The sequence below is a fragment of the Streptomyces sp. NPDC107522 genome, from assembly GCF_055657525.1.
Genome location: NZ_JBVKAU010000002.1, coordinates 871,721 through 898,419 on the forward strand (window position 1 = coordinate 871,721; position 26,699 = coordinate 898,419).

Annotated in this window: 27 protein-coding genes; 14 read left to right on the forward strand and 13 right to left on the reverse strand. The window is 71.7% G+C overall.

The window, feature by feature from the left end:
- Positions 1-6 precede the first annotated feature (6 nt).
- Together ACZ7L6_RS09205 and ACZ7L6_RS09210 are read right to left on the reverse strand one after the other, a co-directional pair.
- Positions 7-1,017 carry a zinc-dependent alcohol dehydrogenase gene (locus ACZ7L6_RS09205; protein WP_471921450.1) on the reverse strand — a complete coding sequence of 337 codons (1,011 nt, stop codon included), beginning with the start codon at positions 1,015-1,017 and terminating at the stop codon, positions 7-9.
- Complete coding sequence (locus tag ACZ7L6_RS09210) at positions 1,010-1,450, reverse strand: tautomerase family protein (protein ID WP_471921452.1); 441 nt, start codon at positions 1,448-1,450, stop codon at positions 1,010-1,012. The genes ACZ7L6_RS09205 and ACZ7L6_RS09210 overlap by 8 nt, the downstream gene beginning before the upstream one ends.
- A 160-nt stretch (positions 1,451-1,610) precedes the next feature.
- Here ACZ7L6_RS09210 and ACZ7L6_RS09215 point away from each other — a divergent pair, with 160 nt between their 5' ends.
- Entirely contained in the window at positions 1,611-2,201 is a 591-nt protein-coding gene (locus ACZ7L6_RS09215; RefSeq protein ID WP_471921454.1) for a TetR/AcrR family transcriptional regulator, read from the forward strand.
- A gap of 120 nt (positions 2,202-2,321) precedes the next feature.
- On the opposite strand, the gene ACZ7L6_RS09220 is transcribed toward ACZ7L6_RS09215, so the two are convergent.
- The gene (locus ACZ7L6_RS09220; RefSeq protein ID WP_471921456.1) at positions 2,322-4,277 is read right to left on the reverse strand and encodes a protein-arginine deiminase domain-containing protein; all 1,956 of its coding nucleotides are present in this window, start codon (positions 4,275-4,277) and stop codon (positions 2,322-2,324) included.
- A gap of 134 nt (positions 4,278-4,411) precedes the next feature.
- On the reverse strand, positions 4,412-5,317 hold the full coding sequence (locus ACZ7L6_RS09225; RefSeq protein ID WP_471921458.1) for an EamA family transporter: 906 nt from the start codon (positions 5,315-5,317) through the stop codon (positions 4,412-4,414).
- A gap of 68 nt (positions 5,318-5,385) precedes the next feature.
- Here ACZ7L6_RS09225 and ACZ7L6_RS09230 point away from each other — a divergent pair, with 68 nt between their 5' ends.
- From ACZ7L6_RS09230 to ACZ7L6_RS09245, 4 genes are all read left to right on the forward strand, one after another.
- Positions 5,386-6,240: a LysR family transcriptional regulator gene (locus ACZ7L6_RS09230; protein WP_471921460.1), complete on the forward strand. Its 855-nt coding sequence runs from the start codon at positions 5,386-5,388 to the stop codon at positions 6,238-6,240.
- Between the two features lie 397 nt (positions 6,241-6,637).
- On the forward strand, positions 6,638-7,411 hold the full coding sequence (locus ACZ7L6_RS09235; RefSeq protein ID WP_471921462.1) for an HAD family hydrolase: 774 nt from the start codon (positions 6,638-6,640) through the stop codon (positions 7,409-7,411).
- On the forward strand, positions 7,408-9,804 hold the full coding sequence (locus ACZ7L6_RS09240) for a glycoside hydrolase family 65 protein (RefSeq protein WP_471921464.1): 2,397 nt from the start codon (positions 7,408-7,410) through the stop codon (positions 9,802-9,804). The genes ACZ7L6_RS09235 and ACZ7L6_RS09240 overlap by 4 nt, the downstream gene beginning before the upstream one ends.
- Positions 9,805-9,936: 132 nt before the next feature.
- A complete protein-coding gene (locus ACZ7L6_RS09245; protein ID WP_471921466.1) occupies positions 9,937-10,818 on the forward strand; it encodes a universal stress protein in 882 nt (293 codons plus the stop codon).
- Positions 10,819-10,821: 3 nt separating this feature from the next.
- Here ACZ7L6_RS09245 and ppk2 read toward each other — a convergent pair whose 3' ends face one another.
- Positions 10,822-11,625 (reverse strand): polyphosphate kinase 2, encoded by an 804-nt coding sequence (ppk2, locus tag ACZ7L6_RS09250; protein ID WP_471921468.1) that lies wholly within the window; start codon positions 11,623-11,625, stop codon positions 10,822-10,824.
- Between ppk2 and ACZ7L6_RS09255 the strand changes: the two genes are divergently transcribed.
- From ACZ7L6_RS09255 to ACZ7L6_RS09265, 3 genes are all read left to right on the forward strand, one after another.
- On the forward strand, positions 11,624-12,091 hold the full coding sequence (locus ACZ7L6_RS09255; RefSeq protein ID WP_471921470.1) for a hypothetical protein: 468 nt from the start codon (positions 11,624-11,626) through the stop codon (positions 12,089-12,091). The two genes, ppk2 and ACZ7L6_RS09255, sit on opposite strands and share 2 nt — an antisense overlap.
- Positions 12,092-12,156: 65 nt before the next feature.
- Complete coding sequence (gene ctaD / locus ACZ7L6_RS09260) at positions 12,157-13,812, forward strand: aa3-type cytochrome oxidase subunit I (RefSeq protein WP_471921472.1); 1,656 nt, start codon at positions 12,157-12,159, stop codon at positions 13,810-13,812.
- Positions 13,812-14,249, forward strand: coding sequence for a cytochrome c oxidase subunit 4 (locus ACZ7L6_RS09265; RefSeq protein ID WP_471921474.1), 438 nt, complete (start codon positions 13,812-13,814; stop codon positions 14,247-14,249). Before ctaD ends, ACZ7L6_RS09265 begins: the two co-directional genes overlap by 1 nt.
- Here ACZ7L6_RS09265 and qcrB read toward each other — a convergent pair.
- The 4 genes from qcrB to ACZ7L6_RS09285 form a co-directional block, all read right to left on the reverse strand.
- Complete coding sequence (qcrB, locus tag ACZ7L6_RS09270; protein ID WP_471921476.1) at positions 14,198-15,706, reverse strand: cytochrome bc1 complex cytochrome b subunit; 1,509 nt, start codon at positions 15,704-15,706, stop codon at positions 14,198-14,200. The two genes, ACZ7L6_RS09265 and qcrB, sit on opposite strands and share 52 nt — an antisense overlap.
- 41 nt (positions 15,707-15,747) lie before the next feature.
- Complete coding sequence (locus tag ACZ7L6_RS09275; protein WP_471921478.1) at positions 15,748-16,098, reverse strand: DUF8129 domain-containing protein; 351 nt, start codon at positions 16,096-16,098, stop codon at positions 15,748-15,750.
- A gap of 65 nt (positions 16,099-16,163) precedes the next feature.
- Entirely contained in the window at positions 16,164-16,529 is a 366-nt protein-coding gene (locus ACZ7L6_RS09280; RefSeq protein ID WP_471921480.1) for a DUF6479 family protein, read from the reverse strand.
- Between the two features lie 37 nt (positions 16,530-16,566).
- A complete protein-coding gene (locus ACZ7L6_RS09285) occupies positions 16,567-16,971 on the reverse strand; it encodes a ChaB family protein (protein ID WP_471921482.1) in 405 nt (134 codons plus the stop codon).
- 124 nt (positions 16,972-17,095) lie between these two features.
- On the opposite strand from ACZ7L6_RS09285, the gene ACZ7L6_RS09290 reads away from it, so the two are divergent.
- Both ACZ7L6_RS09290 and ACZ7L6_RS09295 read left to right on the forward strand, forming a co-directional pair.
- Positions 17,096-17,470 (forward strand): four-helix bundle copper-binding protein, encoded by a 375-nt coding sequence (locus ACZ7L6_RS09290; RefSeq protein WP_471921484.1) that lies wholly within the window; start codon positions 17,096-17,098, stop codon positions 17,468-17,470.
- 179 nt (positions 17,471-17,649) lie between these two features.
- Positions 17,650-18,828, forward strand: coding sequence for an acyl-CoA dehydrogenase family protein (locus tag ACZ7L6_RS09295; RefSeq protein WP_471921486.1), 1,179 nt, complete (start codon positions 17,650-17,652; stop codon positions 18,826-18,828).
- A gap of 152 nt (positions 18,829-18,980) precedes the next feature.
- Here ACZ7L6_RS09295 and ACZ7L6_RS09300 read toward each other — a convergent pair whose 3' ends face one another.
- The 4 genes from ACZ7L6_RS09300 to ACZ7L6_RS09315 form a co-directional block, all read right to left on the reverse strand.
- Entirely contained in the window at positions 18,981-20,099 is a 1,119-nt protein-coding gene (locus ACZ7L6_RS09300) for a sensor histidine kinase (protein ID WP_471921488.1), read from the reverse strand.
- A complete protein-coding gene (locus ACZ7L6_RS09305) occupies positions 20,096-20,767 on the reverse strand; it encodes a response regulator (protein WP_471921490.1) in 672 nt (223 codons plus the stop codon). The genes ACZ7L6_RS09300 and ACZ7L6_RS09305 overlap by 4 nt, the downstream gene beginning before the upstream one ends.
- A gap of 254 nt (positions 20,768-21,021) precedes the next feature.
- Complete coding sequence (locus ACZ7L6_RS09310) at positions 21,022-21,417, reverse strand: hypothetical protein (protein ID WP_471921492.1); 396 nt, start codon at positions 21,415-21,417, stop codon at positions 21,022-21,024.
- Positions 21,407-21,886 (reverse strand): cupredoxin domain-containing protein, encoded by a 480-nt coding sequence (locus ACZ7L6_RS09315; RefSeq protein ID WP_471921494.1) that lies wholly within the window; start codon positions 21,884-21,886, stop codon positions 21,407-21,409. The genes ACZ7L6_RS09310 and ACZ7L6_RS09315 overlap by 11 nt, the downstream gene beginning before the upstream one ends.
- A 154-nt stretch (positions 21,887-22,040) precedes the next feature.
- Between ACZ7L6_RS09315 and ACZ7L6_RS09320 the strand changes: the two genes are divergently transcribed.
- The 4 genes from ACZ7L6_RS09320 to ACZ7L6_RS09335 all read left to right on the forward strand — a co-directional run bounded on the left by ACZ7L6_RS09320 (position 22,041) and on the right by ACZ7L6_RS09335 (position 26,680).
- Positions 22,041-22,622 carry an RNA polymerase sigma factor gene (locus tag ACZ7L6_RS09320; protein ID WP_471921496.1) on the forward strand — a complete coding sequence of 194 codons (582 nt, stop codon included), beginning with the start codon at positions 22,041-22,043 and terminating at the stop codon, positions 22,620-22,622.
- A complete protein-coding gene (locus tag ACZ7L6_RS09325) occupies positions 22,615-23,445 on the forward strand; it encodes a hypothetical protein (RefSeq protein ID WP_471921498.1) in 831 nt (276 codons plus the stop codon). Before ACZ7L6_RS09320 ends, ACZ7L6_RS09325 begins: the two co-directional genes overlap by 8 nt.
- A gap of 82 nt (positions 23,446-23,527) precedes the next feature.
- Positions 23,528-24,376: an oxygenase MpaB family protein gene (locus ACZ7L6_RS09330; protein WP_471921500.1), complete on the forward strand. Its 849-nt coding sequence runs from the start codon at positions 23,528-23,530 to the stop codon at positions 24,374-24,376.
- Between the two features lie 63 nt (positions 24,377-24,439).
- Complete coding sequence (locus ACZ7L6_RS09335; RefSeq protein ID WP_471921503.1) at positions 24,440-26,680, forward strand: serine/threonine-protein kinase; 2,241 nt, start codon at positions 24,440-24,442, stop codon at positions 26,678-26,680.
- The last annotated feature ends 19 nt before the right edge of the window (positions 26,681-26,699 follow it).

Sequence of the window (26,699 nt, forward strand, 5' to 3'; positions counted from 1 at the left end):
TCTCGGTCAGGTGTCCTGGCGGACGAAGACGGGCTTGAGGTGCTTCTCGGGCAGGGCGTCGGGGAGTCGCTCCCAGTCGAGGACATGGGAGACGACCCGCGCCGGGTCGACCTTGCCGGAGAGGGCGAGGCCGAGGGCGTCGGGGATGTGCCCGCGGACGTTGTCACGGGCGATGCGCAGGGTGACACCAGTGAGATACATGTCGAGCAGGGGCAGCTCCCCGGGGCGGAAGTGGTTGCCCGCGGACTCGCAGATGCCTTCCGGTACAAGGCACTTGACCGCCAGAGCGAGCTGGTCGACGCGGCCCGTGGCCTCGACGGCGATGTCGAAACCGTGCCGGACGGGTTCGAGTGCCTCGGCCGTACGGGCGCCGAAGCTCTCGGCGACCTCGCGGTGCTCCGGCTTCGGATCGACGTAGAGGACGTCGGAGGCGCCGAGCGCGCGGGCGATGTCGCAGACGTACAGGCCGATGCTGCCGCGTGCGACCACGAGCACGCGCGCGCCCGGCCTGCTCTTGAGATGGGGAGCGACCAGACGCCAGGACAGCGACCAGTTGTCGCTCGCCGAAGCCATCGCGACCGGGTCGAGTCCGTCCGGCAGCGGCACGAGCATGGCGTCCGCGTACGGCACTCGCACCAGGTCGGAGAAGAGCCCGCCCCAGTTGCCGCCGATCGGCGCGCCGTACATCGCCATGTGCGGTACGGCCGTGCAGTGGGCGGTCAGGCCGGCGCGGCAGTGGTCGCAGCTTCCGCAGCTGATGGACCAGGGGACGACCACCAGGTCGCCGGGAGCCACGCCGGAGACGGCGTCGCCGGTCTCGACGACCCGGGCCACGCACTCGTGGCCGAGCGCGAAGGGCGGGTCGACGAAGCCATGCCCAGCCAGGATCGCCGTGTCGACGTCGCAGGAGGTCGCGGCCACGGGGGCGACGATCGCCTCCTGGCCGGACCGGACCTCGAGGTCGGGTGCCTCGCGCCACTCGACGGTGTTGCGGGCGACGTAGGTGAGCTCACGCATCGGCCTGCTGCCCCTTCTGTCCCTTGGCGAGGGCGACCAGGTCGGCGTACCGGACGACCGAGCCGCCCGCGCCCCAGGTGCCGTCGGCCTGCCCGTGCACCAGCACCCACACGCGCAGGGCGTCGTCCTGGGAGAGCCCGGCGGCGCCGAGGACGGTCTTCGTGGCGTCCTCGACCAGACCGGCCTTGCGGCGCTCGGACAGCGCACCCTGCGGCACCGTCACCTCCACCAGGAAGCGCGGCGCGTCGTCCTCGGCGGTGGTCTGCGCCCCCTCCGGCAGCTCGATCAGGTAGCTCCACGCCTGGGCACGGAAGAACGCCGTGTCGGGCGCCCTCTCCCAGCGCAGCAGGACGCCGGCCAGGTCGCGCTGGACGGTCTCGCGGCCCTCATCGGTGAGGGAACCGGTCGGGACGGTGAGCCGGATCATCGGCATGGGCAACTCCTTCTTCGGTCTGGACTCGGAACACGGTCTTCGAACGGAACACGGTGTTCGAACGGCATGGTCTTCGGTCGGACCACCGTTTATGACGAGTGTTATATCCGGAGGTCACGCTAGACTATGACAAGCGTTATATCCAGAGAGGAGTGCGGTCTTGGCCAAGTCGAGTGCGCCGTCGCGCGAGCGCATCGTGGCCGGTGCGGCCGACCTGATCAGCAGGCGCGGCCTGAACGCCGCGAGCATCCGGGAGACGGCCAAGCACGCCAAGGCGCCGCTCGGCTCGACCTACCACTACTTCCCCGAGGGCAAGCAGCAGCTGGCCACCGAGGCGGTGCGGTTCTCGGGTGGGGCGGTCGCCCGCGTACTGCGCAAGGAACTCGACGCGGGGCCGGTCGCCGGGCTGCGCGCCTTCCTCGCCCTGTGGCGCGGCATCGTCGTCGACAGCGACTTCCGTGCGGGGTGCCCCGTGCTGGCCGTCGCCGTCGAGGAGCCGCCGGCCGACGAGACCCCCATGGCCCTCCTGGCGGCCGCCGAGGCGTTCGAGGAGTGGGAGCGGCTGCTCACCGACGCGGTGCGTGCGCATGGCGCCGACCCCGATCGGGCGCCGGGGCTGGCTGCCCTCGTCGTGGCCGCCGTCGAGGGCGCCACCGCGATGTGCCGCGCCAAGCGCAGCGCGGAACCCCTGGACCAGGTCGCGGAGCAACTCGAAGGCCTGATCGCCGGGGCGCTCGGCCCCTCGAGCTGACGGCGCCGTGCGGTTCACCCGGTCACTGCCTGCGACGAGCCGTCCGTCCGGGTGCCGTCACCTTCGTGACGCCGTACGGGTGGTCCGCGCCCGGACAGCCGGGCGCGGACCACAGAGCCGTCAGTTCGACTTCCACCACGCCGCGGAGGCGTCACGCAGGGTGTTGGTGCCGCAGTGCACCTCGCCCATGCCGAGGTGGTACGTGTACCAGTCGTCGATGTACGACACCTTCAGACCCGCTCGTGCGTACGTCGCGGTGACGGCCTGCGTGAAGATGTCCTTGCCGCCGATGACAGGACCCCACTGGCGCGGGGCGAGGTAGCGGTCGCGGGCGAGCAGGATGCCGTTGACCGCGCCGGGGACGTAGGCGCTGGTCTGGACGGCGGCGGCCCGCGTGCCGGAGCCGCTGCGGTTCTCGCCGAGCCACTTCTGCTGGCCGTACTTGCCGAGGGAGCCGACGAGCGACGGGTCCGCGCCCATGCGCGTCAGACGCGGCACGGACACGTCCTGTCCATCGCGCGCGGACATCTCGGCCTCCCGGGTGTAGAGGGCCGGCACGCGCACGATCTCGTCGTCGGTGACGCCGGTCTCGCGCTTGAGGATGTCGAGATTGGCCTTGATGCGCTGAGCCGCCATGGTGTTGTCGGCCACGAAGTGCCGGGAGGCGAGGGCCTGTTCGATGGTCTCCCTCGGCGCCGGCTGGTTCCCCAGGCCGGGAACCGAGAACATCTTCGTGCGGCCGTGGCCGTCGCGCTGTGCGTCGCGCAGCAGCTTCAGTCCGGCCTGCGGGTCGGCGACCCCGAGCCGCCAGCCACGCGGGGTGTCGGCGGGCAGGAACTGCACGAACTCGTCGACATGGCCGACGCCCAGCCACGAGGTGTCCAGCAGGAGCGGGTCCTGCAGGCCCTGGGATTTCAGCAGGGTGCGCATCGCCTGCGCCGGCCTGGAACCCGTGTCCTTGCGGTGGCCCATGATGATGCGGCCGGCCGGGAAGGAGCGCCCGCCGTGCGTGTAGGGCGGAATGGTCTCCAGGTTCCCCATGGAGTTGAGCGTCCGCTCCTCCGAGTCGCGCACGCCGGAGACCTGCACCACCCCGGTGTCGCGGCCGCGCACCTTCTCGAACAGCTCCCGGCCCGCCTCGCGGTCGGGCTGGGCCGAGCGCAGCATCACGCGCATCACCTGCCGCTGCCCGCCCGGGCCGGTCATGCTGACGTAGGCCGGCTCGACGAAGTCCTGCGCCCAGATGTCGCCGTACTTCTCGAAGGTCACGAGCGGCTTGGTGATCCCCGCGCGCCGCACCTCGTTCCCCAGGTTCGTGACGAACTGCCGGTAGGGCCGGTCGGCGGGGCTGTTGCCGGGCACCTTGGTGACCATGACCTGCTGGGTGTTCTGCAGGTGGTGGTGGGTCAGCAGCGGGGCGACGCGCAGGGTGACCGTGTCGGACGTGGTCCGCCCGGCGGACGTCACGGACAGCCGGATCACCGCACGGCCGTCCCACTTCGCGGTGTCCCGGACGACGTCGGTGGCCTCGACGCCGAACTCGGCGCCGGAGCGCAACTCGGCCGCGGACAATCGGGTGCCTGGCGTGACGAGGACCCATGCGCCGGAACGCTTGAGGAACACCCGGGTGTACTTGGCCCCGGCCGTCACCTGCACACTGCCCTGCGCGCCGGACGCCACGTCCGGCATCGGTACGGACCGGATCCGGGCGAGATCGGCGGCGTCGCCCCGCCCGTTGACCTTCTTGTCGGAGGCGTCGTTGCAGGCGGCCAGCCTGGCATCCGGCAGTGGCCGGCCGTCCGGGCCCTTGACCGGGCAGCGCTTGGTGTCGTCGTCGATGTTGGGCAGGTAGACGGCTCCTCGGCCGGCGGACCAACTGTCCTCGCCGGCGGTGTCGGTGTCGCCGGTGACATCGACACGGCCGTCGCGGTCGACGTCCGCGCGAAGGTCCGCGGCCCCGGGCGACGGTGCCGCGAGGGCGGGGGAGAGCGGGGTGGCGAGTACGGAGCCCGCCGCGGTGACGGCGAGGATCACCTGTCTTGCAGAGGTCGTACGTATACGCGTACGTGTGCGCACGGCACATCCCTTTCCGGTGGGGGGTGTTTCGCCGTGCAAGAGGAGGAACGCGCGCTGTGCGTTCACTGTGGGTACGACAGTTCATCCCTGAGTCTGAGGACAACTCCCAGGAGGGGAGGGCGGATTACGTGTCATCAGTCCCGCGACGTCAGGATGCTCAGCCCGTTGGCCGCCACGATGGCGCCGATGCCGGCCCACTCCGGTGCGCCCAGGTCCTGGCCCAGTCCGATCAGGCCGACGACGGCCGCGAGCACCGGGTTGACGCTCATGAACAGTCCGAAGGCCCGGGCCGGGACATGCCGCAGGGTGAACAGGTCGGCGAGGTACGGCACGGCCGAGGAGAGCACACCGGCGGCGACCGCGCAGGCGAGGGCGCCGGCCGTCGGCGGATGCCGGAGGGCGACGGCCGTGCCGATCGGCAGGAACATCAGGGCGGACAGACAGGACGCGGCCGCCGCGCCCTGCGCTCCGGGGATGCGGCGGCCGACGGTGCGGTTGAGCAGGATGTACGACGCCCAGCAGACGGCGGCCAGCAGGCCCAGGGCCATCCCGGCGTAGTCGGCCGAGGGCTGCGGGCGCATCAGGGTGACGACGCCGGCCGCGGCGATCACGGCACAGCAGACGTCCACGCGGCGGCGCGAGGTCGCCAGGGCGATGGTGAGCGGGCCGAGGAACTCCAGGGTCACCGCCAGGCCCAGGCCGATGCGGTCGATCGCGGAGTACAGCGAGAGGTTCATGGTGCCGAACACGACGGCCAGCAGGGTGACCGGCCACCACTGCCGCCACGTGAACGTCCGCAGCCTCGGCCGGCCGACGGCCAGCAGGACGAGAGCGGCGACGTACTGGCGTACGGCGACGACACCGACGGGGCCGAGAACGGGGAAGGCGAGCGAGCCGAGCGCGGCGCCGGTCTGGTTGGACAGACCGCTGCCGATCATGGTGGCCACACCGGCGAGACGGCCGCCTGTCGGCTCCGGGTTCTCGAACGGGGCTGCGGGAGCCGGCGCCGGGGCGGGCGCGGGTGCGGGGCGGGTGCGCATGCGCCGATCGTGGGGCCGTTCGATCTTTGCGCAAAATGCGTTCGCGCCACCATCTATACGCTTGACGCATGGATGTGGAGCTGAGGCAGTTGCGCTGCCTCGTCGCCATCGTCGACGAGGGCACGTTCACCGACGCCGCCATCGCCCTCGGCGTCTCCCAGGCGGCCGTCTCGCGCTCGCTGGCCTCGCTCGAACGCGCCCTGGGCGTACGGCTGTTGCGGCGGACCTCCCGCGAGGTGACCCCGACGGGGACCGGCCTGCGGGTCCTGGCGCACGCTCGGCGCGTGCTCGGTGAGGTGGACGACCTGGTCCGGGAGGCCGGCTCCGGGCACGACCGGCTGCGGATGGGCTATGCGTGGGCGGCGCTCGGCCGGCACACCGCGCACTTCCAGCGCCGCTGGGCCGCCGCCCGCCCCGGGACCGATCTGCAGCTCGTGCGCGTCAACTCGGCCACCGCGGGCCTGGCGGAGGGCGCCTGCGACCTGTCCGTCGTACGCCGACCGGTGGACGACCGGCGGTTCGACTCGGCCATCGTCGGGCTGGAGCGGCGGCTGTGCGCCGTGGCCGCCGACGACCCGCTGGCCCGGCGCCGCGCGATCCGGCTGGCCGACCTCAGCGGCCGGACCCTCCTCGTCGACCGCCGAACCGGCACCACGACCACCGATCTGTGGCCGCCCGACGCGCGCCCGGCGACCGAGGAGACGCACGACGTCGACGACTGGCTCACGGTGATCTCCACCGGCCGCTGTGTCGGCGTCACCGCCGAGGCCACCGCCCACCAGTACCCGCGCCCCGGCGTCGCCTACCGGCCGGTGCGGGACGCCGAACCCATCGCCGTACGGCTGGCCTGGTGGCGCGACGACCCGCATCCCGCCGCGCAGGAGGCTATCGAGCTGCTCAGCGCGCTGTACCGGGGGGACTGAGGGCCCGACGGCCCTCGGGCGTGGGGACAACAGGGCGGGAAGGGCCCTATCCGCTTCTCGCGGATCCTGATTGCGCGGTGCACGGCCGTCATCCGTTTCCCCGCGCCTTTCCCGGGTCCTTCCCGTCACCTCCAGCACACCACGTGCGCGCCGGATGTGCCAGGGCCGGTCGGCCCTGTACGGGCAGGAGGCGAGGGCCGAAGGTGACAAGGCGGGCCTGACGGGTACCCATGAGCGGACCCTGCCGGGAGCGGGAGAGCCGTCGAGTGGAGGTGAGGACGCCGTGCGATCCGCGTTCCGTGACGCCGGCGCACGCGGACATCCCCTGGATGCCGTACGCGCACGGTGCCGCCGCGCCCCCGGCCCGGACGCCGACCTGCCACGGCGGGGGTGACCGATGCACGAGCCCCTCACCCCCTCCCGGGCACGCGACACGCTCGCCCCCGCCCTGCGCGACGTGCGTGCGGTCGTCTTCGACACCGACGGCGTGATCACCGACTCGGCCAGGGTGCACGCCGCCGCCTGGAAGGCGGCCTTCGACGCCTTCCTGCGCGCCCACCCGCCCGACGACCCCGACCGACGCCGCCCCTTCGACGAGCGGGACGACTACCTGCGCCATGTCGACGGCAAGTCCCGCCTCGACGGAGCCGCGGCCTTCCTCGCCGCGCGCGGCATCGAGGCGTCGCCGGAGACGGTGCGGGCCGTCGCCGCCGACAAGGAGCGCCTCTTCACCGAGCGGCTGCGCGAGCACGGCGTCGACGCCTACCCCGGAACCGTACGGCTGGTGCAGGCGCTGCGCGCGGCGGGAGTGCCCCGTGCCGCGGCCTCCGCCTCCCGGCACGCCGGCGAGGTGCTGCGCCGGGCAGGGGTGCTCGACCTGTTCGACGTCCTGGTGGACGGCGGCGAGGCGGCCCGCCTGGGCCTCGCGGGCAAGCCGGAGCCGGACCTGTTCCTGGAGGCGGTCCGTCGGCTCGGTGTGTCCGCCGACCGGTCCGCCGTCGTCGAGGACGCCCTGGCCGGCGTCGAGGCGGGCCGGCGCGGCGGGTTCGCCCTGGTGGTCGGCGTGGACCGGGCCGCCGGTACCGACACCGGAGCGCGGCTGCTGCGGCACGGCGCCGACATTGTCGTACACGACCTCGGAGAACTCTGCGCGGGAGGAGCGCCGAAGTGACGGACGACCGGATCCCGGAGGCCGAAGCGGGGTGGACCTGGGAGTACGAGGGCTACCGGCCCGCCGACGAACGCCTCCGGGAGTCCCTGTGCACGCTCGGCAACGGCTACTTCGCCACACGGGGCGTGCTTCCCGAGTGCACCGCCGACGAGGTCCACTACCCGGGGACCTATGTGGCCGGCATCTACAACCGGCTCACCTCCGAGGTGGCGGGCCGCCAGGTGGAGAACGAGGACATGGTCAACGTCCCCAACTGGCTGCCCCTGCGCTTCCGTCTCCCCGGCGAGCACTGGATCGTCCCCGACACCACGACCGTGCTCGGCCACCGGCAACTGCTGCACCTGTCCGCGGGGCTGCTGGAGCGCCGGACACGGTACGACCTCGGCGGCGGCCGGGTGCTGACGGTGCGTCAGCAGCGGATGGTGCACATGGCGGACCCGCATCTGGCCGCCCTGCGCACCGAGTTCACCACCGAGGGGTACGCCGGCCCGCTCGAGGTGGAGGCGGCCCTGGACGGCTCGGTCACCAACTCCGGCGTCCCGCGCTACCGGGACCTCGACGGCCGCCACCTGACCCACGTCCACACCGGCACCGCCACCGAGGACACGGTCTGGCTGCGCTGCCGTACCCGCACCTCCGACACCCGGATCGGCATCGCGGCCCGGCTGACCGCCGACGCACCCCTCACGGTCCGCCACGAACCGCCGTACGCCATCCAGCGGCTGACGCTCGACCTGGCCCCCGGCCGCACCGCCACCGTCGACAAGACCGTCGCCCTGCACACCTCCCGCGACCCGGCCATCAGCGACCCGCTGCACGCCGCCGTCGACCGGGTGGGCCGGGCCCCCGGCTTCGACGCCCTGGCCCGGTCGCACCGGACCGCCTGGGACCAGCTCTGGCGCCGCGCCGAACTCGACGTGCCCGGCGAGTCTGGCCGCATCCTGCGGCTGCACCTCTTCCACGTCCTGCAGACCCTCTCCCCGCACACCGCCGACCTCGACGTCGGCGTGCCCGCCCGGGGACTGCACGGCGAGGCCTACCGCGGCCACGTCTTCTGGGACGAACTGTTCGTCCTGCCCTACCTCAACCTGCACTTCCCCGAGGTCTCCCGCGCCCTGCTGCGCTACCGCCACCGGCGCCTCGAACAGGCCTGCACCGCGGCCAGGCGAGCGGGGCGACGGGGCGCGATGTACCCCTGGCAGAGCGGCAGCGACGGACGTGAGGAGACCCAGCAGCTCCACCTCAACCCGCGCTCGGGACGCTGGCTGCCCGACCACTCCCACCTCCAGCACCACGTCGGCTCGGCGATCGCCTACAACGTGTGGCAGTACGGCGAGGCGAGCGGCGACATGGAGTTCCTGCACACCAAGGGCGCCGAGATGCTGGTGCAGATCGCCCGCTTCTGGGCGGACAAGGCGGTCTACGACGACAGCCTGGGCCGCCACCGCATCAAGGGCGTCGTCGGCCCCGACGAGTACCACGAGTCCTACCCGGACGCCGACATGCCCGGCCTCGACGACAACGCGTACACCAACGTCACGGCCGCCTGGGTGCTCGCCCGCACCATGGAGCTGCTGGACACCCTGCCCGAGCCCCGCCGACGCGAACTCGTCGAGCGCGCCGGCCTGGACGGCGGCGAACTCGAACGCTGGGACGACGTCTCCCGCACCCTCCATGTCCCCTTCCACGACGACGTCATCAGCCAGTTCGCGGGCTACGGCGACCTCGCCGAACTCGACTGGAACGCCTACCGCGGCCACTACGGCGACATCCGGCGGCTGGACCGGATCCTGGAGGCGGAGGGCGACACCGTCAACCGCTACCAGGCCTCCAAGCAGGCCGACGTGCTGATGCTCGGCTACCTCTTCGCACCGGCAGAACTGGAGGGGCTCTTCCGCCGGCTGGGCTACCGGCTCGACGAGGACGTCTGGCGGCGCACCCTCGACTACTACATGCACCGCACCAGCCACGGCTCCACCCTCAGCGGCCTGGTCCACGGCTGGGTACTGGCCCGCTGCCGGCGCACCGAGGCGTGGAAGTTCTGCCAGGAGGCCCTCCAGGGCGATATCGCCGACGTCCAGGGCGGCACCACCGGCGAGGGCATCCACCTGGGCGCGATGGCCGGCACCCTCGACCTGGTCCAACGCGGCCTGACCGGCCTGGAGACCCGGGGCGGCGCCCTGTGGTTCGACCCCGTGCCGCTGCCCGAGCTGTCCTCGTACGGGTTCTCCCTGCGCTACCAGGGCAACTGGGGCGTACGGCTGCGCCTGGAACGCGGACTGCTGGAGATCGCCGTCCCGTCCCACGACGTCACACCGATCGACGTACGGCTGCCGGGCCGCGAGGCGTCCATCCAGCCGGGGGAGACGGCACGACTGGTCCTGCCCGACTGACCCGGCCCTGTGCGGGCGAGGGCCGGCGGGGAGAGGCTGGGAGGGCGGAGGACGCCAGAGGACGTCGCGCGGCGGCCCGGACCGGGAGCCTCGTGGAGAACCTGGTGGCTCCGGCGCGGAAAGGGGAGCGTGATGAACGGCCCGGTTGTCGTAGGGGTGGACGGTTCGCCGTCGAGTCTGACGGCCGTGGAGATCGCGGCGCGGGAGGCCGGGCTGCGGGGCGTGGCGCTGCGGCTGGTGCACGCCTTCGGCTGGCCTGCCGCGCACGTACCGGCGGGCGGGCGGCCCTGGGAGCCGAGCGGCGCCGGGATGCGCGAGCTGATCGACGGCACGCTCGCCGAGGCCGAGCGGCGCGCCCACGCGCTCGCGCCCCGCACGGAGATCCAGCGCGAAGTCGTCGTCGGCGAACCCCTGACGGTGCTGGAGATCGAGTCGCGCACGGCGTCCCTGGCAGTGGTCGGCAGCCGGGGGCACAGCAGGTTCGGCGCCCTGCTGCTCGGCTCCACCGCGGGTCATCTGGCCGCCCATGCCGCCTGCCCGGTGCTGGTGGTACGCGGCACACCGCAGCCAGGCCGGCCCGTCCTCGTCGCCGTCGACGGCTCGCCCGCGTCCCGGGGCGCCGTCGAGTTCGCCTTCGCCCAGGCCTCCCTGCACGGCGTGGACCTGCTGGCGCTGCACGCCTGGAGCACCCGGACCGAACGTGTCTACGACGCTCCGGCCGACCCGCCCTTCGTGACGTACGACGAGGAGCGGTTGCACGACGAGGAGGAGCGGGTGCTCGCCGAGGCGCTGGGCGGGCTGCGCGAGCAGTATCCCGACGTCGCCGTGGACCGCAGGCTGGTGCGCGGCCGGATCCGCCACACCCTCATCGAGGCCAGCGCCGATGCCGGACTGGTCGTGGTCGGGGCGCGCGGGCACGGCGGATTCGCCGGGCTTCTCCTCGGCTCGGTCAGCCAGGCCCTGCTGCACCACGCGCACTGCCCGGTCGCCGTCGTCCGCACCGAGGAGGAGTGAACCTCAGAGCTCGGCCGCGTGGTCCGGGACGTAGTTCTGCAGATCGCGCGGCGGCCGCCGGTAACCGGTCGACTCCGGCCGCTCGGGCAGCTCCATGACCGGCGGGAGGACGTCCTGGTACGGCACCGAGTCCAGCAGATGGGCGATCATGTTCAGCCGGGCCCGCCGCTTGTCGTCGCTCTCCACGACGTACCAGGGCGCCTCGGCGATGTCGGTGTGCACCATCATCTCGTCCTTGGCCCGGGAGTACTCCTCCCAGCGGGTGATCGACTCCAGGTCCATCGGCGACAGCTTCCAGCGGCGCAGCGGATCCTCCAGCCGGCGCCGGAAGCGTTCCTGCTGCTCCTCGTCGCTCACCGAGAACCAGTACTTGCGCAGCAGGATCCCGTCCTCCACCAGCATCCGCTCGAAGATCGGGCACTGCCGCAGGAACAGCTGGTACTCCTCCTTGGTGCAGAAGCCCATGACGTGCTCGACACCGGCCCGGTTGTACCAGCTGCGGTCGAACAGCACGATCTCGCCGGCGGCCGGCAGATGACCGATGTACCGCTGGAAGTACCACTGGGTGCGCTCGCGCTCGGTCGGCTTCGGCAGCGCGGCGATCCGCGCCACCCGCGGGTTGAGGTGCTCCGTGACCCGCTTGATGGTGCCGCCCTTGCCGGCCGCGTCCCGCCCCTCGAAGATCACGACGAGCCGGGCCCCCTCCTTGCGCACCCACTCCTGAAGCTTCGCCAACTCCGTCTGCAGACGCAGCAGTTCCTTCTCGTACGTCTTGCGCGGCAGCTTCTCCGCCTTGTTGCCGGCCATGCCGCCTCCCACAGCCGAGCTCGAACACCAGGACAGCACCGTACTGACCGGTGACGAGCCGCGCACCCCGGACGGCGACCTGCGCCTTTCGCGCAGGCGGTCGGCCGGCGGGCAGGATGGGCCCATGGACGGTGCCGATCCACACATCCACGTCGCGCAGAGCGTGACCCGCCACGACCCCCGTGAGCGCAACCTGCTGGCCGGCACCTTCGGCCTCGTCGGTGACCTGCCGGAGACGGTCACCACCGGCTGTGGGCTGCGGGTGCCGTATGCGATGACCTCCGTGCGGCCCGAGAGCGTCACCTGTCTTGCCTGCCGCGAGCACGGCCGCACCCAGCACCTGCGCCTCGCCGAGGAGACCGAACGGCTGGGCTCCATGCCGGGCTCCGTCATCACCGGAGCCCAGGCGGGCCTGGTGGCGGAGCATCATCGAGGCCTCGCGCGCAGGTTCGCCGGCGGAAGCTGAGGCGCACGGGTGAATGCCCCGGGGCGCAGGACTGACGCCCCCGCCACAGGGGTACCCAGCGGCGCATGGCGGTGGACAGCAGGACCGGGCGGCCGCAGGCCACGCCGCCCCGGCCGCGCAGGAGACTCGGCCGGGCGTTGGTGCGGTGGGCGACGACGACCGACCACAAGGTGATCGGCAACCTCTACCTGACGACCGCCTTCGGCTTCTTCCTGCTCGGCGGCGTGCTCGCGCTGCTGATGCGGGCCGAACTGGCCCGCCCCGGGCTGCAGTTGTTCAGCAGCGAGCAGTACAACCAGCTGTTCACCGTGCACGGCACCGTCATGATGCTGCTGTTCGCGACCCCCCTGTTCGCCGGGTTCGCCAACGCGATCATGCCGCTGCAGATCGGCTCCCCGGACGTGGCCTTCCCGCGGCTGAACGCCCTGTCGTACTGGCTGTACCTGGGCGGCGGCCTGATGGTCGTGTCCGGCTTCCTCGTGCCCGGCGGAGCCGCCAGCTTCGGCTGGTTCGCCTACGCGCCCCTCAACAGCGCGGTGCGCACACCCGGCTCGGGCGGGGACCTGTGGACCATGGGCCTGGTGGTGACCGGTGTGTCCACCACGCTCGGCGCGGTCAACTTCATCACCACCATCCTGTGCCTGCGCGCCCCCGGCATGACCATGTTCCGGATGCCGCTGTTCACCTGGAACGTGCTGTTCACCTCGATCCTCGTCCTGCCCGCGTTCCCCGTCCTGACCGCCGCCCTGCTCGCCCTGGAGGCGGACCGCAAGTTCGGGGCCCACATCTACGACGCCGCCAACGGCGGCGCACTGCTGTGGCAGCACCTGTTCTGGTTCTTCGGCCACCCCGAGGTGTACATCGTGGCGCTGCCGTTCTTCGGGATCATCTCCGAGATCATCCCGGTGTTCAGCCGCAAGCCGCTCTTCAGCTACCTCGGCCTCATCGGCGCCACCATCGTCATCACCATGCTGTCCGCCGTGGTGTGGGCCCACCACATGTTCGCGACCGGCGCCGTGCTGCTGCCGTTCTTCTCCCTGATGTCGTTCCTCATCGCCGTGCCGACCGGCATCAAGTTCTTCGCCTGGATCGGCACCATGTGGAAGGGCTCACTGTCCTTCGAGACACCGATGCTGTGGGCGACGGGGTTTCTCGTGACGTTCCTGCTCGGTGGCATGAGCGGCGTGCTCATCGCCTCACCGCCGCTGGACTTCCACCTCACCGACACGTACTTCATCGTCGCCCATCTGCACTACGTGCTCTTCGGCACCGTCGTGTTCTCGATGTTCGCCGGCTTCTACTTCTGGTGGCCGAAGATCACCGGCAAAATGCTCGACGAACGCCTCGGCAGGATCCACTTCTGGACCCTCTTCGTCGGCTTCCAGACGACGTTCCTCGTCCAGCACTGGCTCGGCGAGAGCGGCATGCCCCGCCGCTACGCCGACTACCTGGCCGTGGACGGCTTCACGCTGCTGAACACCATCAGCTCCATCGGCGCGTTCCTGCTGGGCCTGTCCACCCTGCCGTTCCTCTACAACGTCTGGCGCACCGCCCACCACGGCACGAGGGTGGCCGAGCACGACCCCTGGGGATACGGCCGCTCCCTCGAATGGGCCACCTCCTGCCCGCCCCCGCGCCACAACTTCACGGCGCTGCCCCGGATCCGCTCCGAGTCCCCGGCGTTCGACCTGCACCACCCGGACATCGCCAAGGAGGGCTGATGCGGACCGAATCCCGACTGTTCATCGGCGTCGCGGGGTTCTTCCTCGTCACCGCCGTCGGCTACGGCTGGCGCTCCAAGGAACCCGCCGGAACCGCCGTACTGGTCGTCGCCTTCCTGATGGCCGCGCTCGTCGCGTTCTTCCTGCACATGCAGTACCGAAGGCGTGGCCTGCGCGCCCAGGACCGCCAGGACGCCGAAATCGCCGACACGGCCGGCCCGCTCGACTTCTTCCCGCCGCACAGCCCCTGGCCGATCACGACCGCCCTGGGATCCGTCCTCGCGGCGCTCGGTGTGGTCTACGGTCTGTGGCTGTTCCTGCTGGGCGTCGGTGTGCTCGGTCACGGGGTGTTCGGCATGGTCTTCCAGTACGCGGACCGGGACCGTCAGCGTTCCACCTCATCCGCGGACGGCTCCCGTTCCTCCTCGACGCGGTAGCCGTAGCTCTTCAGCACGTACCGCCGTTCCTCGTCGAGCGGCTCGTGGCTCTCCTCGTACCCGCCCGCGATGGTCTGCCGCACCTCGCCGGTCTCCTCGCCCTCCGTCAGCCGCTCCTGGTCCTTCTCCTGCAGCGCCACACAGACCCGCCTGGTGACCAGGAACGCGAGCGGCGGCAGCAACACGAACGCGATACGGAACACCCAGGTCAGCGCGTTCACCGAGATGGCGAAGGTGTCGGCGATGATGTCATTGCCGCCGGCCGCCAGCAGAACGCCGTAGCAGCTGACCGCCGCGACCCCGAGCCCCGTACGCACGGGGTGGTCCCGCGGCCGGTCGCACAGATGGTGCTCGTCGCGGTCGCCGGTCACCCACCGCTCGACGAACGGATATGCGTACAGCACCGCGAACAACAGGCCCGGCAGCACGACCGCGGGCAGCAGCACGTTCCACATCACCGTGTGCCCCGCGACCGCCGTCTCCCAGGGCGGCACCAGGCGCAGCGACCCCTCCAGGAAGCCGACGTACCAGTCCGGCTGCGAACCCGTCGACACGACGTCCGCGCGGTAGGGGCCGTACGCCCAGATGGGGTTGATCTGGGCGACCCCGGAGAGCAGTGTCAGCACACCGAAGACCATGAAGAACAGCCCGCCCGACGTCGCCGTGAACTGGGGGAACATCGGTTTGCCCACCGCATTGCGGCTCGTGCGGCCGCGGCCCGCCCACTGCGTGTGCTTGAGGTAGAAGACCAGGATCAGATGCACGGAGACCAGCGCGAGCAGCAGCCCGGGGATCAGCAGGATGTGCAGCGAGTACAGCCGTGGGATCAGCTCCTCGCCCGGGAACTCCCCGCCGAAGGCGAACATGCTCACATACGTCCCCACGACCGGGATCGACAGCATGATGCCCTGGGCGATCCGCAGCCCGGTGCCCGACAGCAGGTCGTCCGGCAGCGAGTAGCCGGCGAATCCCTCGGCCAGCGCCAGCAGGAACAGGGTCACGCCGATCAGCCAGTTGACCTCGCGGGGCCGGCGGAACGCGCCCGTGAAGAAGATGCGCAGCAGATGCAGCCCGATCGCGGCGAGGAACACCAGAGCCGCCCAGTGGTGCAGTTGACGGATCAGCAGGCCGCCGCGCACATCGAAACTGATGTCCAGCGTGGACTCGTACGCGGACGACATGAGCGTCCCGTCGAGCGGCCGGTACGAACCGTGGTAGACGACCTCCGTCATCGACGGGTGGAAGAACAGCGTCAGCCAGATCCCCGTCAGCAGCAGGACGACGAAGCTGTACAGGGCGATCTCGCCCAGCAGGAAGGACCAGTGGTCGGGGAAGGCCTTGCGCAGCAGACCGCCGCCCTCGGAGAGCGGCAGTCGTCCGTCGACGTAGTCGGCGGTGCGTTCAGCGGCACGACGGGCCCGCGCTCCGGCACGGGCCCTTCTCCTCCTCCACAGCACGGATCACGAGTGCCCCCGCACCCGCGCCGGGAAACGGACCGTCACGTACGATCACCCTTCGGCTTCCCCCGCTGGTCGGGAGTGCCGTGCGGAGGCGGGCTGAAGGGCTGCGGCGAGGTCGCGGGGGACACCGGGGAGCCCCCTTGACGGGCACTGCTCTCGGGGCGCAGGGCGCCGGGATCGCCCGATGTCGGCTCGGCGCCGGCCTGGAGTTGCTCCAGTCGGTTGGCCAGCACCTCCATCACCGCGAGCCGGTCGGCGTGGGACCGTTCGTAGGCCAGCAGCTCCTCGACCTCTCCGGCGGTCAGCGACCGCACGCGGCTCTCCAGGCCGCCGATCGGCAGGTGGTCGTAGTCGGGCAGCGGCAGGGTGTGGCGCGCGGGGTCGGCCATGTTCTCACTTCCCTCGGTGCGACAGGTGCGACGCGTACGGCGGCCCCGGGGCGGGGCCACCGGCGTCATGTACCGCCTGTGCCGCCGCTGCCGAACGACCCGCTGCCACCCTCGTCCCAGCGCGGCCGCTTCTTCGACGGGCTCGGGCGGGAGGGGATGTTGCCGTGGGCCGGCAGATCGTGCGGGGTGACCCGGTGGTCGCTCCTCGGCACCTCTGCGGGCTCCCGCTGCTCCCGGACCTCACCGACCGGTCCCTCGGCGGGCAGCCGGGGCTGCTCCTCCGGGCGCGGCGGACGCGGTTCCCGGCGCCTGACACGGATGCCCAGGACGAAGGCGCCGACGAGCAGCGCCACGACGACCACACCCGCGACGAGCAGTCCGGCGGCGAGTGCGCCCCTGGCTGCGGCGATGTCCATCCAAGCGGTATCCATGGCCCGCGAGTACCCCCGGCACCCCGGGTGAACCCGATCATCCCGATCGGGCCGCGCGGGTCTTCGAGCGGTTCGCCTTGCGGATCGCGTCGAGCAGTTCCCCCTTCGACATCCGGGACCGTCCGTCGATGTGCAGATCGCGGGCCAGGTCGTACAGGTGCTGCTTCGAGGCCTGCTCGTCGACGCCTTCGCCGCTGCGGCCGCCCTGCTGCCGGGGCCGGGCCGACTGGGGGTCCGAGGGTCCCTTGCGGCCGCCCTCCTTGCGCTGCCAGTGGTCGCCGACCTTCTCGTACTTGTGCTTCAGCGCGCCGAACGCCACCCGGTGGGCCCGCTCGCCCTCGCCGTACTGCTCGACGGCCGAGTCGTGCGCCTTGATCCAGGTGCGCTGCGCGTCCTTCGGGGAGCGCTCCAGGGTCGACGGCAGTTCCTGTCGTCCGGGCATCGGGACACCTCCGTCCGTCGTCGTGGCACGGGCCGACCGAGTGCCCGGCGCGGGGCGCGCATAACCGGCCGGACCCCCTGCGAGCACCGGGTTTGGGCACCCCCGGACCGGCTACCCGACCGGTGTGACACAGACGACGACCCAGCAAGAGCTCGTCCAGTTCCTGGAGGACCGCTTCGCATGCGCGCAGGCCTGCACGGAGTGCGCCCGTGCCTGCGCCCTGCGTGCGAGCCTGTGGGACCCGGACGGGACGGAGGAACAGGAACTTCTGCGGCGCAAGGGCATCCTGTGCGCCGAAGTGTGCGACGCCACCTGTCGTGTGCTGGCCGAACAGAACCTGCTGGACGAGGCAGCCCTGCGCGCCCAGCTGGAGTGGACCCGGGCCGTGTGCCTGGAGTGCGCGCACGTCTTCGACCGGCACTCGGGCGCCGAGGAGGCGGCGAAGGCCTGCCGGGACTGCGCACGGGCCTGCACGGACTTCATGGCCACGCTGGACTGAGGCCTCGCGCCAGTTTCATGGCACCGCTCGAACGAGGGTGCGCGTCAGGCCCATGGGCACGCTCGACCGAGCTTCGCGTCAGGCCCACGGCCGGCATTCCCGGCGTCGCCATTCCCAATTTCTGAAACACGTTCTACGGTGTGCGCCGTCAGGACCGGCCTTGGGAGCCTGGAGGCGCCGTGCACCTCGAATACACGCCCGAGCAGCAGGTGCTGCGCAGCGAACTGCGCGACTACTTCGCCGAGTTGGCGCCGGACCTCGCGCACTCCCGCTTCACGGACCCGGCGGCCCAGAAGCGCCACTACCGCAAGACGATCCGGCGGCTCGGCACCGACGGCTGGCTCGGCGTGGGCTGGCCCAAGGAGTACGGCGGACGCGGCCTGACCGCGATGGAACAGTTCATCTTCTTCGACGAGGCTGCCCAGGCGGGCGTACCCCTGCCCCTGATGGCGCTCAACACCGTCGGCCCGACGATCATGCAGTACGGCACGGAGGAGCAGAAGGCGTACTTCCTACCGAAGATCCTCTCCGGTGAGATCGACTTCGCGATCGGCTACAGCGAGCCCGACGCCGGGACGGACCTCGCCTCGCTCAGGACGCGCGCGGTCAGGGACGGCGACGAGTACGTCGTCAACGGCCAGAAGATCTGGACCACGAACGGCGACACCGCCGACTGGGTGTGGCTGGCCACCCGCACGGACCCCGAGGCCCCGCCGCACAAGGGCATCACCATGCTCCTCGTCCCGACCACCGACCCGGGCTACTCCTGCACCCTGATCAACACCCTCGCCTCGCACGACACCACGGCCAGCTACTACGAGAACATCCGCGTCCCCGTCTCCCGCCGCGTCGGCGCCGAGAACCAGGGATGGCGGCTGATCACCAACCAGCTCAACCACGAGCGCGTCACCCTCGCCGCCCACGGCACCATGGCCATCCGTGCCCTGCACGACGTCCAGCGCTGGGCCATGGAGACCAAGCTCGCCGACGGCCGCCGGGTGATCGACCTGCCCTGGGTGCGCCGCCGCCTCGCCCAGACCCACACCAAACTCGACGCCCTCAAGCTCCTCAACTGGCAGATGGTCAGCGCCGTCCAGGACGGCACCCTCACCCCGCAGGACGCCTCCGCCGTCAAGGTGTACGGCTCCGAGGCACGCCGGGACGCGTACGCCTGGCTGATGGAGATCGTCGCCGCACCAGGGGCGCTCAAAGAGGGCTCGGCGGGCGCGGTGCTCCACGGCGAGCTGGAACGCGGCTACCGCTCGGCCGTCATCTTCACCTTCGGCGGCGGCAACAACGAGATCCAGCGGGAGATCATCTCCTGGATCGGTCTGGGGATGCCGAGGGTGCGGCGCTGAGAAGCCGTCCCCAATCCCTGCTGGGTGCTCTGACGGCGGGCGCATTCGTCAGAGCACGGTCCAGGGCGCCGGCGCCCCCTTTCTCGTTGCCGGCCGGGGACAGTGAGTGGGCCTCGTGAGCCGCAAGCCGACGGGACAGCATGAGGGGTCGGTCAGTCCGCGCTGAGGGGAATCCGCAGGCGCACCCGGTAGCCGCCCGCCGCGGTCGGCCCCGACTCCAGGGATCCGTGCAGGATCTCGGCCCGTTCCCGCAGACCGACCAAGCCCTGCTGCGAACCGGGCAGGGACAGGGAGGGACGTGTGGGAGGGGTGTTGGTGACGGTCACTCCGATGCCGTCGCCGTCCTGCCACAACTCGACGCGGGCCGTGGCGCCGGGGGCGTGCTTGCGGACGTTGGTCAGCGCCTCCTGGACCGTGCGGTAGAGGGCCCGTTGCGCGGGTGTGCCCACGGCGGCCGGAAGCTCACCCGACAACTCCGCGTCAGTGCCGCTTGATTCCACCAGTTTGCGCAGGTCGGCCAGGGTGGGTTGCGGAGTCAGCTCGGTGGCGTGGCCGCCGGAGGCGCGCAGCAGCGTGACCATGGTGCGCAGTTCGTCGAGCGTGGTGACGCTCAGCGAACGGATCGTGCGGGCTGCCTCCTTGGCGTCCGTGTCCTTGGTGACGACCTGCAGGGCTCCGGCCCTTACGGCGATCAGGCTGACCTGGTGTGAGACCACGTCGTGCATCTCGCGGGCCAGCTGGGCGCGTTCGCGGGCGAGTACGGCCTGGGCGTGCAGGGCCCGCTCGTGCTCCCTGGCCTCCTCGATCTCGACCAGCCGCTGCGCCAAGTCCCGGCGTGCCTGGAGAAGTTGTGCAATGAGGACCGGCGCGGCGGCGGTCGCCAGGCTGTACACGAAGGTGACCAGCGTCATGGTCCGGCCGACCTCGGTGAGGCCGGCCAGGGGCCACGGAGTGCTGTTCGCGACGGCGGTCAGGGCGGCGCACACCGCGAGGAGAGGGCGGTTGCGAGAACGCTCGGCCAGCGTGAACAGCGCCGCGAGCGGAGCGACGGCGACGGGCTGCGTCAGCGCGATGGGCAGCGTGAGCAGGAACACGCCGAGCGGGAACCGGCGCCGGAAGGCCAACGCGGCGCAGCCGAGCGTGGCCAGCGCGACACCGAGGCGCGTGTCGTCCCACAGGTTCAGCCACACGTCCACGGCCGCTGCCACCACCAGGGCGAGGTCGACGACCGGCGCGGGAACCCGCTCCCACAGCGCGCGGGCGCGATTCATCGCCCGGCCTGCGGCCGCGGCCGCTCGTCCAGCAGACCGGCCCGCTGCGCCAACAGCGCGGCCTGCACCCGGCTCGTCACCCGCAGCTTCGTGAGGATCGCGCTGACATGGTCCTTGACCGTGCCGGCGCCCAGGTGGATGCGTGCCCCGATGTCGGCGTTCGACAGCCCCTCCGCCACCAGGACGAGGACATCGCGCTCCCGGGCGGTGAGCAGCCGGACCCGGGCGGCCTCCTCGTCGACAGCGGCCTCGGTGCCGGGGTGGCTGTGCAGCAGGGTCCGCGACGCCTTGGGGGAGAGCACCACGCCGCCCGCCGCCAAGGTGCGCACCAGCTGGGCGAGCTGTTCCGGCTCGGTGTCCTTGAGCAGGAAACCGGCCGCACCGCAGTGCAGCGCGGTCAGGATGTACTCGTCCGCGTCGAACGTCGTCAGCATCGCCACCACCGGAGCATCCGGCCCCGTCCGCAGCTCGCGCAGGACGGTGAGCCCGTCGACGTCCGGCATCCGGATGTCCAGCAGCACCACATCCGGCCGCTCCCGGCGGACGGTCTCCACGGCCTCGCCCCCGCTCGCGGTCGCGACGACCTCGATGTCCTCGGCCGCGCCCAGAATGAGCCCGAAGCCGGAGCGGACCAGTGCCTCGTCGTCCACGACCACTACCCGGATCACGCGCGCTCCGCCTCATCTACGTTCATGCCGTTCGGCCCATGCCGCATCGACCCTAAAGCCATCCAGAGCCCCGGCGGCCCGACGGACGGCAGCTCCAGCCACATGGCGGGGTAGCACCCACCAGTCGGCAGGGACAACGCAGCCTTCCGCCGGGGTTACCGCCGCCCCGCGCGCGGTGGACGACGGACTGCCGCCACCAGCCCGCATCACTCAGTGAAGATGTGACGTCAACTTCTGACAGCGGGAACCACCAGTCATGTCCGTCCGCGTCTGCTCAGCAAGGCCAGCGCCACCAACAGCACGCACCCCGCGGCTTCGACGGCGAGGGTCGGCTTGACCAGGTTCGCCTCGAGAGTCTCCTCGAACCCGAAGAGACCGGAGGTGAGGCTCACGATCAGGGCCGCCAGTGTGCCGGCCGTGAAGAGCGCTCCCAGCGTCGCGAGGGCCGGCAAGAGGCGGGTGGGCGTGATCAGCAGCGACAACGCGAGCAGCCCGGCCCCGATCGCGTTCAGCAGGAACAAGGTGCCGATCGTGTCCAGATACCGGTAGCCGTCGTACCAGAGGTGGAGGTGGATCGCGCCCATGGCCACGGTCGCTCCCGCCGCGGCCAGCCGCAGGGCGACGAGCGCGATCGTGCGCTCAGTAGCCATTGCGGTCGTTCGTGTCGGTGCCGCCGCCCGGTGAGGCGCTGCCACCGACGGTGAGCTCGGTCTTCATGCCCATGTCCTTGTGCCCGTCGACGGGACAGTAGACCTCGTACGTGCCGTCCTTCAGCGTGATGGTGAGGCGCGCCGACTCTCCGGGTTCCAGCGTCCGCGTCTCCTCCTCCGTTCCGGAGCCCTCGATCTCCAGGGCGTGGTCGTGGTGTCCCTCGTTCTTGGCGACGAAGGTGTAGTCACCCGCCTCCAGCGTCGTTTTGGACAGCTGCATCCTGAAGTCGGTCATCTTGACGTTCACCTGGGTGGTCCCCGGCTTGCCACTCTGCTCCGGGGTTGTCGAGGACGAGCCACCACCGTTGTCGTCCCCGCCTCCGCACGCCACGAGGACTCCCGCCAGTGCTCCGGCGGCCAGCCCGAGCCCGGCGTTCCTGCGCACGAACGTCCTGAGCGTCGTCGCCATGTCTCGGCCCTCCGTGAGAAATCGTTCCTGCCCAGAGGTACGGACGGACCGCGCCAGGGGATTTCCGGCAAGCGGGGGCAAGCGGGAGAATGGGGCCGTGATCCCGCGGGGAAGCGGGGGAATCCGTTCGGCGAGGTTCGCCGTATCCAGTGGTATGCGGAGATCGGGCCTCCCCCTCGGGCGGCTGTCGGACGAGGCGCTGCTGGCGGGAATGGCGACCGGCGCCCCGGAGGTCGCCCTCGCGTTCGTCCGCCGGTTCCAGCGCATGGTCTTCGGTATCGCCGTCGCTGTCGTGGACGACCCCCAGCTCGCCGAGGACATCGCCCAGCAGACCTTCGAAAGGGCTTGGCGGCACGCGCAGGTCTACGACTCCCGGCGCGGATCGGTGAAGACCTGGCTGGGGACCATCGCGCACAACCTGGCGATCGACGCCGTCCGCGCGCGCAACGCGACCCCGGTCTCCCCCGAGGACCTCGACCCTCTGCTCGGGATCGTGACCCGGACGCCCGAACAGTGGGCCCTGGCCGACGACGCGGCGTCCCGGATACGGGACGCGGTGGCCGGCCTGCCGCGTCAGCAGGCGCGTGCCGTGGTCATGGCCGGGATCTACGGGATGACCGCACGGCAGATCTCCGAGTTCGAAGGCATCCCCCTGGGCACGGCGAAGACACGGATCAGGGCGGCGATGGGGAAACTGCGGACGGTTCTGGGACCCGAGCGAGCCGATCATGACTGACAGGGACTGCGTATGGCTGGGGGCCGTCGCCGACGAGCTGGCGCTGGGAGTCCTCCCCGGTCAGGAGCGCGCCGAGGCCATCGCCCACCTGGACCGCTGCCCCGCCTGCCGGGAGCACGTCGAGCAGTTGACGCTCGTCGCGGACGGACTGCTCTCCCTCGTGCCGGGCAGCGAGCCGCCCGCCGGCTTCGAGACACGGGTGATGGACGGGCTGCGCCTGAGCCGGCCGGCGCGACGGCGGCGGCCAAGGGCGGGCGTGGCGGTCGGGGCCGCCGCCGCGATCGCCCTCGGGTTCGGTTTCGGCGGCTGGGCCGTCGGTACGGCCATCGAGGGCGCGTCGGCTCCCGCCTCGCGGAGTTCGGAGCCCCCCGGGTCGAAGGACGACCTGCTCGCGGCATCTCTGCTGACCCCCGACCGCCGCCCGGTCGGCCGGATCTTCGCCTATACCGGATCTCCGGGCTGGGTCTACATGTCGGTCCACCTCGGCCGGGACTGGTCCGGATCCGACCCGCAGGCAGGACAGCGGTCCGGATCCGACTCGCAGGCACGAGAGGGGTCTGGATCCGACTCCCAGGCCGGAGACGAGCCCGAGGCCGCAGGCCCGCGCGACGGATACCCGGAGGCCGGAAAGGTCAGCTGCCGACTGGACCGTACGGACGGCACGTCGGTCTCCATCGGGGAGTTCGCCCTCGACGACGCGGGCCGGGGTTACTGGGGAGCCCCCACACGAGTCGACCCGGCCACGGTGTCCGGTGCCCGGCTGCTGGACGCGGACGGCGCCGTCCTGGCCACGGCCCACTTCGACGCAGGGCAGAACCGGTGACGGCGGCTCCCGAACCGGCCCCTCGACCCCGCATTCGCAGCATGGGATCGTGGTCGAACGGGCGTACGCGGAGGTGGGCCGCATGACCGATGCCGACCCGGGGCTGTTCGGCCCCGCCTCGGTGACCTGGCAGATGCACGGCGACCCCATGATGTGGGTCGCCGGAATCCGTGCGCTCTACCTCCAGGCCCTGCACCCGCGCGCGGTACGCGGTGTCATGCAGAACTCCGACTTCCGCAAGGACGCCTGGGGCCGCCTGCTGCGCACCGCGAACTTCGTCGGCACCATCACCTACGGCACCACCGACGCCGCCGAGAAGGCCGGCGCCCGGGTGCGGAAGATCCACAGCATGCTGAGCGCCACCGACCCGGACACGGGCGAGCGGTACGGCGTCGACGCACCCGAACTGCTGCTGTGGGTGCACTGCGCCGAGATCGACTCCTATCTGCAGGTCGCCCGGCGCTCCGGGCTCCGCCTCACGGACGCGCAGGCCGACCGTTACATCGCCGAACAGCGCGTCGGCGCCCGCCTGGTGGGCCTGGATTGCGATGCCGTACCGGCGAACCAGGAGGAGATGACGGCGTACTTCGAGAAGGTGCGCCCCGAGCTCGCGTGCGGGCCCGGGGCACGCGCGGTGGACGACTTCCTGCTCCGCCCGCCGACGCATCCCCTCCTCGTCCCGGCGCGCGAGGTGCTGTGGCGGCGCGTGGCGCAGCTGGCGTACGCCGCCCTGCCGCCGTACGCCCACGAGTTGTACGGCAGACCGGCCCCGAAACCCGCCACTGTCACCCGTCAGTTGCGTGCCACGGGCACCCTGCTGCGCTGCATTCCCGCACGTCTGCGGTGGCAACTCCCGCCCAAACACATCCTGCGCGCCATGGCCCGGCTCGGCCCGGGCTCGCGCCCGGCACCGTACAAACTCGGACGATAGCTCGCCATACTGGACGAGCCGGGGGAGGGTGGGGCGGACCGTGACGGGGGGCGATCGCGGACGATGGGGGACAGCAGGCTGATCCAGGGCCGGTACCGGCTGCTCGATCTGATCGGGCGCGGCGGTATGGGCGAGGTGTGGCGTGCGCGCGACGAGTCGCTGGGCCGGCAGGTCGCCGTCAAGTGCCTCAAGCCGCTGGGGCCGCAGCACGATCAGTCCTTCACCCGCGTCCTGCGGGAGCGGTTTCGCCGCGAGGCCCGGGTGGCCGCGGCGCTTCAGCACCGCGGGGTGACCGTCGTCCACGACTTCGGCGAGTCCGACGGGGTGCTGTTCCTGGTGATGGAGCTGCTGGAGGGCCGCAACCTCAGCCAGCTGCTGGAGGACAACAAGCACCACCCGCTGCCCGTCTCCGCTGCCGTCGACATCGCCGACCAGGTCGCCGCCGCCCTCGCCTACACCCACCAGCAGGGCATCGTCCACCGCGATCTGAAGCCCGCGAACATCATGCGGCTCGGCGACGGCACGGTGAAGATCTGCGACTTCGGCATAGCGCGCCTCGGCCACGACATCGGCTTCACCTCCCGCCTGACCGGCACCGGCATCGCGATGGGCACCCCGCACTACATGTCACCGGAGCAGATCGGCGGGGAGGAGGTGGACCAGCGCAGCGACCTGTACTCGCTGGGGTGTGTGCTGTACGAGATCACCACCGGCGTACCGCCGTTCGACCTCGACGACCCCTGGGCGATCCTCGTCGGCCACCGTGACACCCCGCCCCGTCCGCCGCGCAGCCACCGCGCCGAACTGCCGGAGTACTTCGAGCGGATCATCCTCGACCTGCTGGCCAAACGGCCCGAGGAACGCCCGCACGACGCCCGCGAGCTGGGCCGCCGGATCGGCCTGGGCCGTACGACGCCGACGTATGTGCCGACCGTGGTGAGCCCTCGGCCCGCCCTGCGGCCCCCGGAGCCGGTGGCCCGCGAAACCCGCCTGCCGTCCTGGACCCGCGGCATGACCACCGGCCACAAGGCCACCGGCGCCGGGCTGCGCACCACACCCCCCGACGCCGCGGCCGGCCTCACCGGCGAGTGGATTCCCCGCCCGGCCACCGGCAGGCCCGAGGAGACCGCCGTACCGGAAGCACCGCCCGCCCCGTCCGCGGCGACGCTCACCGCGTTGGCCGGCCGGCACAACGCCGGGCTGAGCCTCGGCCGGTTGGGCCGCTGGGCCGAGGCGGGCGAAGTGCACCGGGCCGTCGCCGTCGAGCGTGAGCACCTCCTCGGCGCCGACCACCCCGACACCCTCGCCAGCCGCTACGAACTCGCCTTCACCCTCAGCCGCACCGGCCGCGCCGCCGACGCGCTGCGCGAGTACAAGCACGTCGCCCGCGCCCGCAGCCTCGCCCTCGGCCCCGACCATCCCGACACGCTCGCCGCCCGCCAGGAAATGGCGTACGTGCTCGGCCAGTTGGGCCGCCACTTCGACGCGCACCAGGTCTACACGTCCGTCCTCACCGCCCGTGAGCGCACGATGGGCGCCGATCACCCCGACACCCTGCGCTGCCGACACAATCTCGCGTTCAACCTCAGCAGGCTGGGCCGCCTGGAGGACTCGTACCGCATGGCCGCGGAGGTCGCCGCGGCCCGCGCCCGCGTACTGGGGCCGCACCACCCCGACACCCTGGTCACCCGCTACGAAGTCGCCTACGCACTCGGCCAGTTGGGCCGCTGGGCGGAGGCCCTGCACACCTACCGGGAGGTCGCCGAGGCCCGCGCCCAGGCCCTCGGCCCCGACCATCCCGACACCCTCGCCGCCCGCTACGAGGTCGGCATCAGCCTCGGCCGCCTGGGCCGCAGCGCGGAGGCGCTCCAGCTCTACCGCGAACTCATCGACGACCGGACCCGCGTCCACGGCCCCGCCCACCCCGAGACCCTCCGCGCCCGCCACGGCCTCGGCGTCAACCTGGGCCGCCTCGGCCGCTGGGAGGAGGCGCTCGCCGAGTCCCGCGACGTGTGCGCGATCCGGGAGCGCGTGCTGGGCCCCGAGCACCCGGACACCCTGGTCAGCCGGCGCGAGGTCGCCGTGAGCCTCGGCTGGCTGGGCCGCTGGCCGGACGCGCTCACCGAGTACCGCAGGGTGGCCGCCGCCCGCGAACGCGTCCTCGGCGCCGACCACCCCGACACCCTCGCCAGCCGCAACGACGAGGCCCACTGCCTGCAGCAGCTCGGGCGGGGCGCGGAGGCGGTCGAGCTGTACCGGAGGGTGGCGGTGCTGCGGCAGCAGCGGGCGACCGGGGGCGGGTGACTCCGGACGCCCGCACCTC

Coding starts and splice junctions, on each gene's coding strand:
- ACZ7L6_RS09205 (WP_471921450.1), bottom strand. CDS start 1,017: ATGCGTGAGCTCACCTACGTCGCCCGCAACACCGTCGAGTGGCGCGAG.
- ACZ7L6_RS09210 (WP_471921452.1), bottom strand. CDS start 1,450: ATGCCGATGATCCGGCTCACCGTCCCGACCGGTTCCCTCACCGATGAG.
- ACZ7L6_RS09225 (WP_471921458.1), bottom strand. CDS start 5,317: ATGCGCACCCGCCCCGCACCCGCGCCCGCCCCGGCGCCGGCTCCCGCA.
- ACZ7L6_RS09230 (WP_471921460.1), top strand. CDS start 5,386: ATGGATGTGGAGCTGAGGCAGTTGCGCTGCCTCGTCGCCATCGTCGAC.
- ACZ7L6_RS09235 (WP_471921462.1), top strand. CDS start 6,638: ATGCACGAGCCCCTCACCCCCTCCCGGGCACGCGACACGCTCGCCCCC.
- ACZ7L6_RS09245 (WP_471921466.1), top strand. CDS start 9,937: ATGAACGGCCCGGTTGTCGTAGGGGTGGACGGTTCGCCGTCGAGTCTG.
- ACZ7L6_RS09255 (WP_471921470.1), top strand. CDS start 11,624: ATGCCGCCTCCCACAGCCGAGCTCGAACACCAGGACAGCACCGTACTG.
- ppk2 (WP_471921468.1), bottom strand. CDS start 11,625: ATGGCCGGCAACAAGGCGGAGAAGCTGCCGCGCAAGACGTACGAGAAG.
- ctaD (WP_471921472.1), top strand. CDS start 12,157: ATGGCGGTGGACAGCAGGACCGGGCGGCCGCAGGCCACGCCGCCCCGG.
- ACZ7L6_RS09265 (WP_471921474.1), top strand. CDS start 13,812: ATGCGGACCGAATCCCGACTGTTCATCGGCGTCGCGGGGTTCTTCCTC.
- ACZ7L6_RS09275 (WP_471921478.1), bottom strand. CDS start 16,098: ATGGCCGACCCCGCGCGCCACACCCTGCCGCTGCCCGACTACGACCAC.
- ACZ7L6_RS09280 (WP_471921480.1), bottom strand. CDS start 16,529: ATGGATACCGCTTGGATGGACATCGCCGCAGCCAGGGGCGCACTCGCC.
- ACZ7L6_RS09285 (WP_471921482.1), bottom strand. CDS start 16,971: ATGCCCGGACGACAGGAACTGCCGTCGACCCTGGAGCGCTCCCCGAAG.
- ACZ7L6_RS09300 (WP_471921488.1), bottom strand. CDS start 20,099: ATGAATCGCGCCCGCGCGCTGTGGGAGCGGGTTCCCGCGCCGGTCGTC.
- ACZ7L6_RS09310 (WP_471921492.1), bottom strand. CDS start 21,417: ATGGCTACTGAGCGCACGATCGCGCTCGTCGCCCTGCGGCTGGCCGCG.
- ACZ7L6_RS09315 (WP_471921494.1), bottom strand. CDS start 21,886: ATGGCGACGACGCTCAGGACGTTCGTGCGCAGGAACGCCGGGCTCGGG.
- ACZ7L6_RS09320 (WP_471921496.1), top strand. CDS start 22,041: ATGCGGAGATCGGGCCTCCCCCTCGGGCGGCTGTCGGACGAGGCGCTG.
- ACZ7L6_RS09325 (WP_471921498.1), top strand. CDS start 22,615: ATGACTGACAGGGACTGCGTATGGCTGGGGGCCGTCGCCGACGAGCTG.
- ACZ7L6_RS09330 (WP_471921500.1), top strand. CDS start 23,528: ATGACCGATGCCGACCCGGGGCTGTTCGGCCCCGCCTCGGTGACCTGG.
- ACZ7L6_RS09335 (WP_471921503.1), top strand. CDS start 24,440: ATGGGGGACAGCAGGCTGATCCAGGGCCGGTACCGGCTGCTCGATCTG.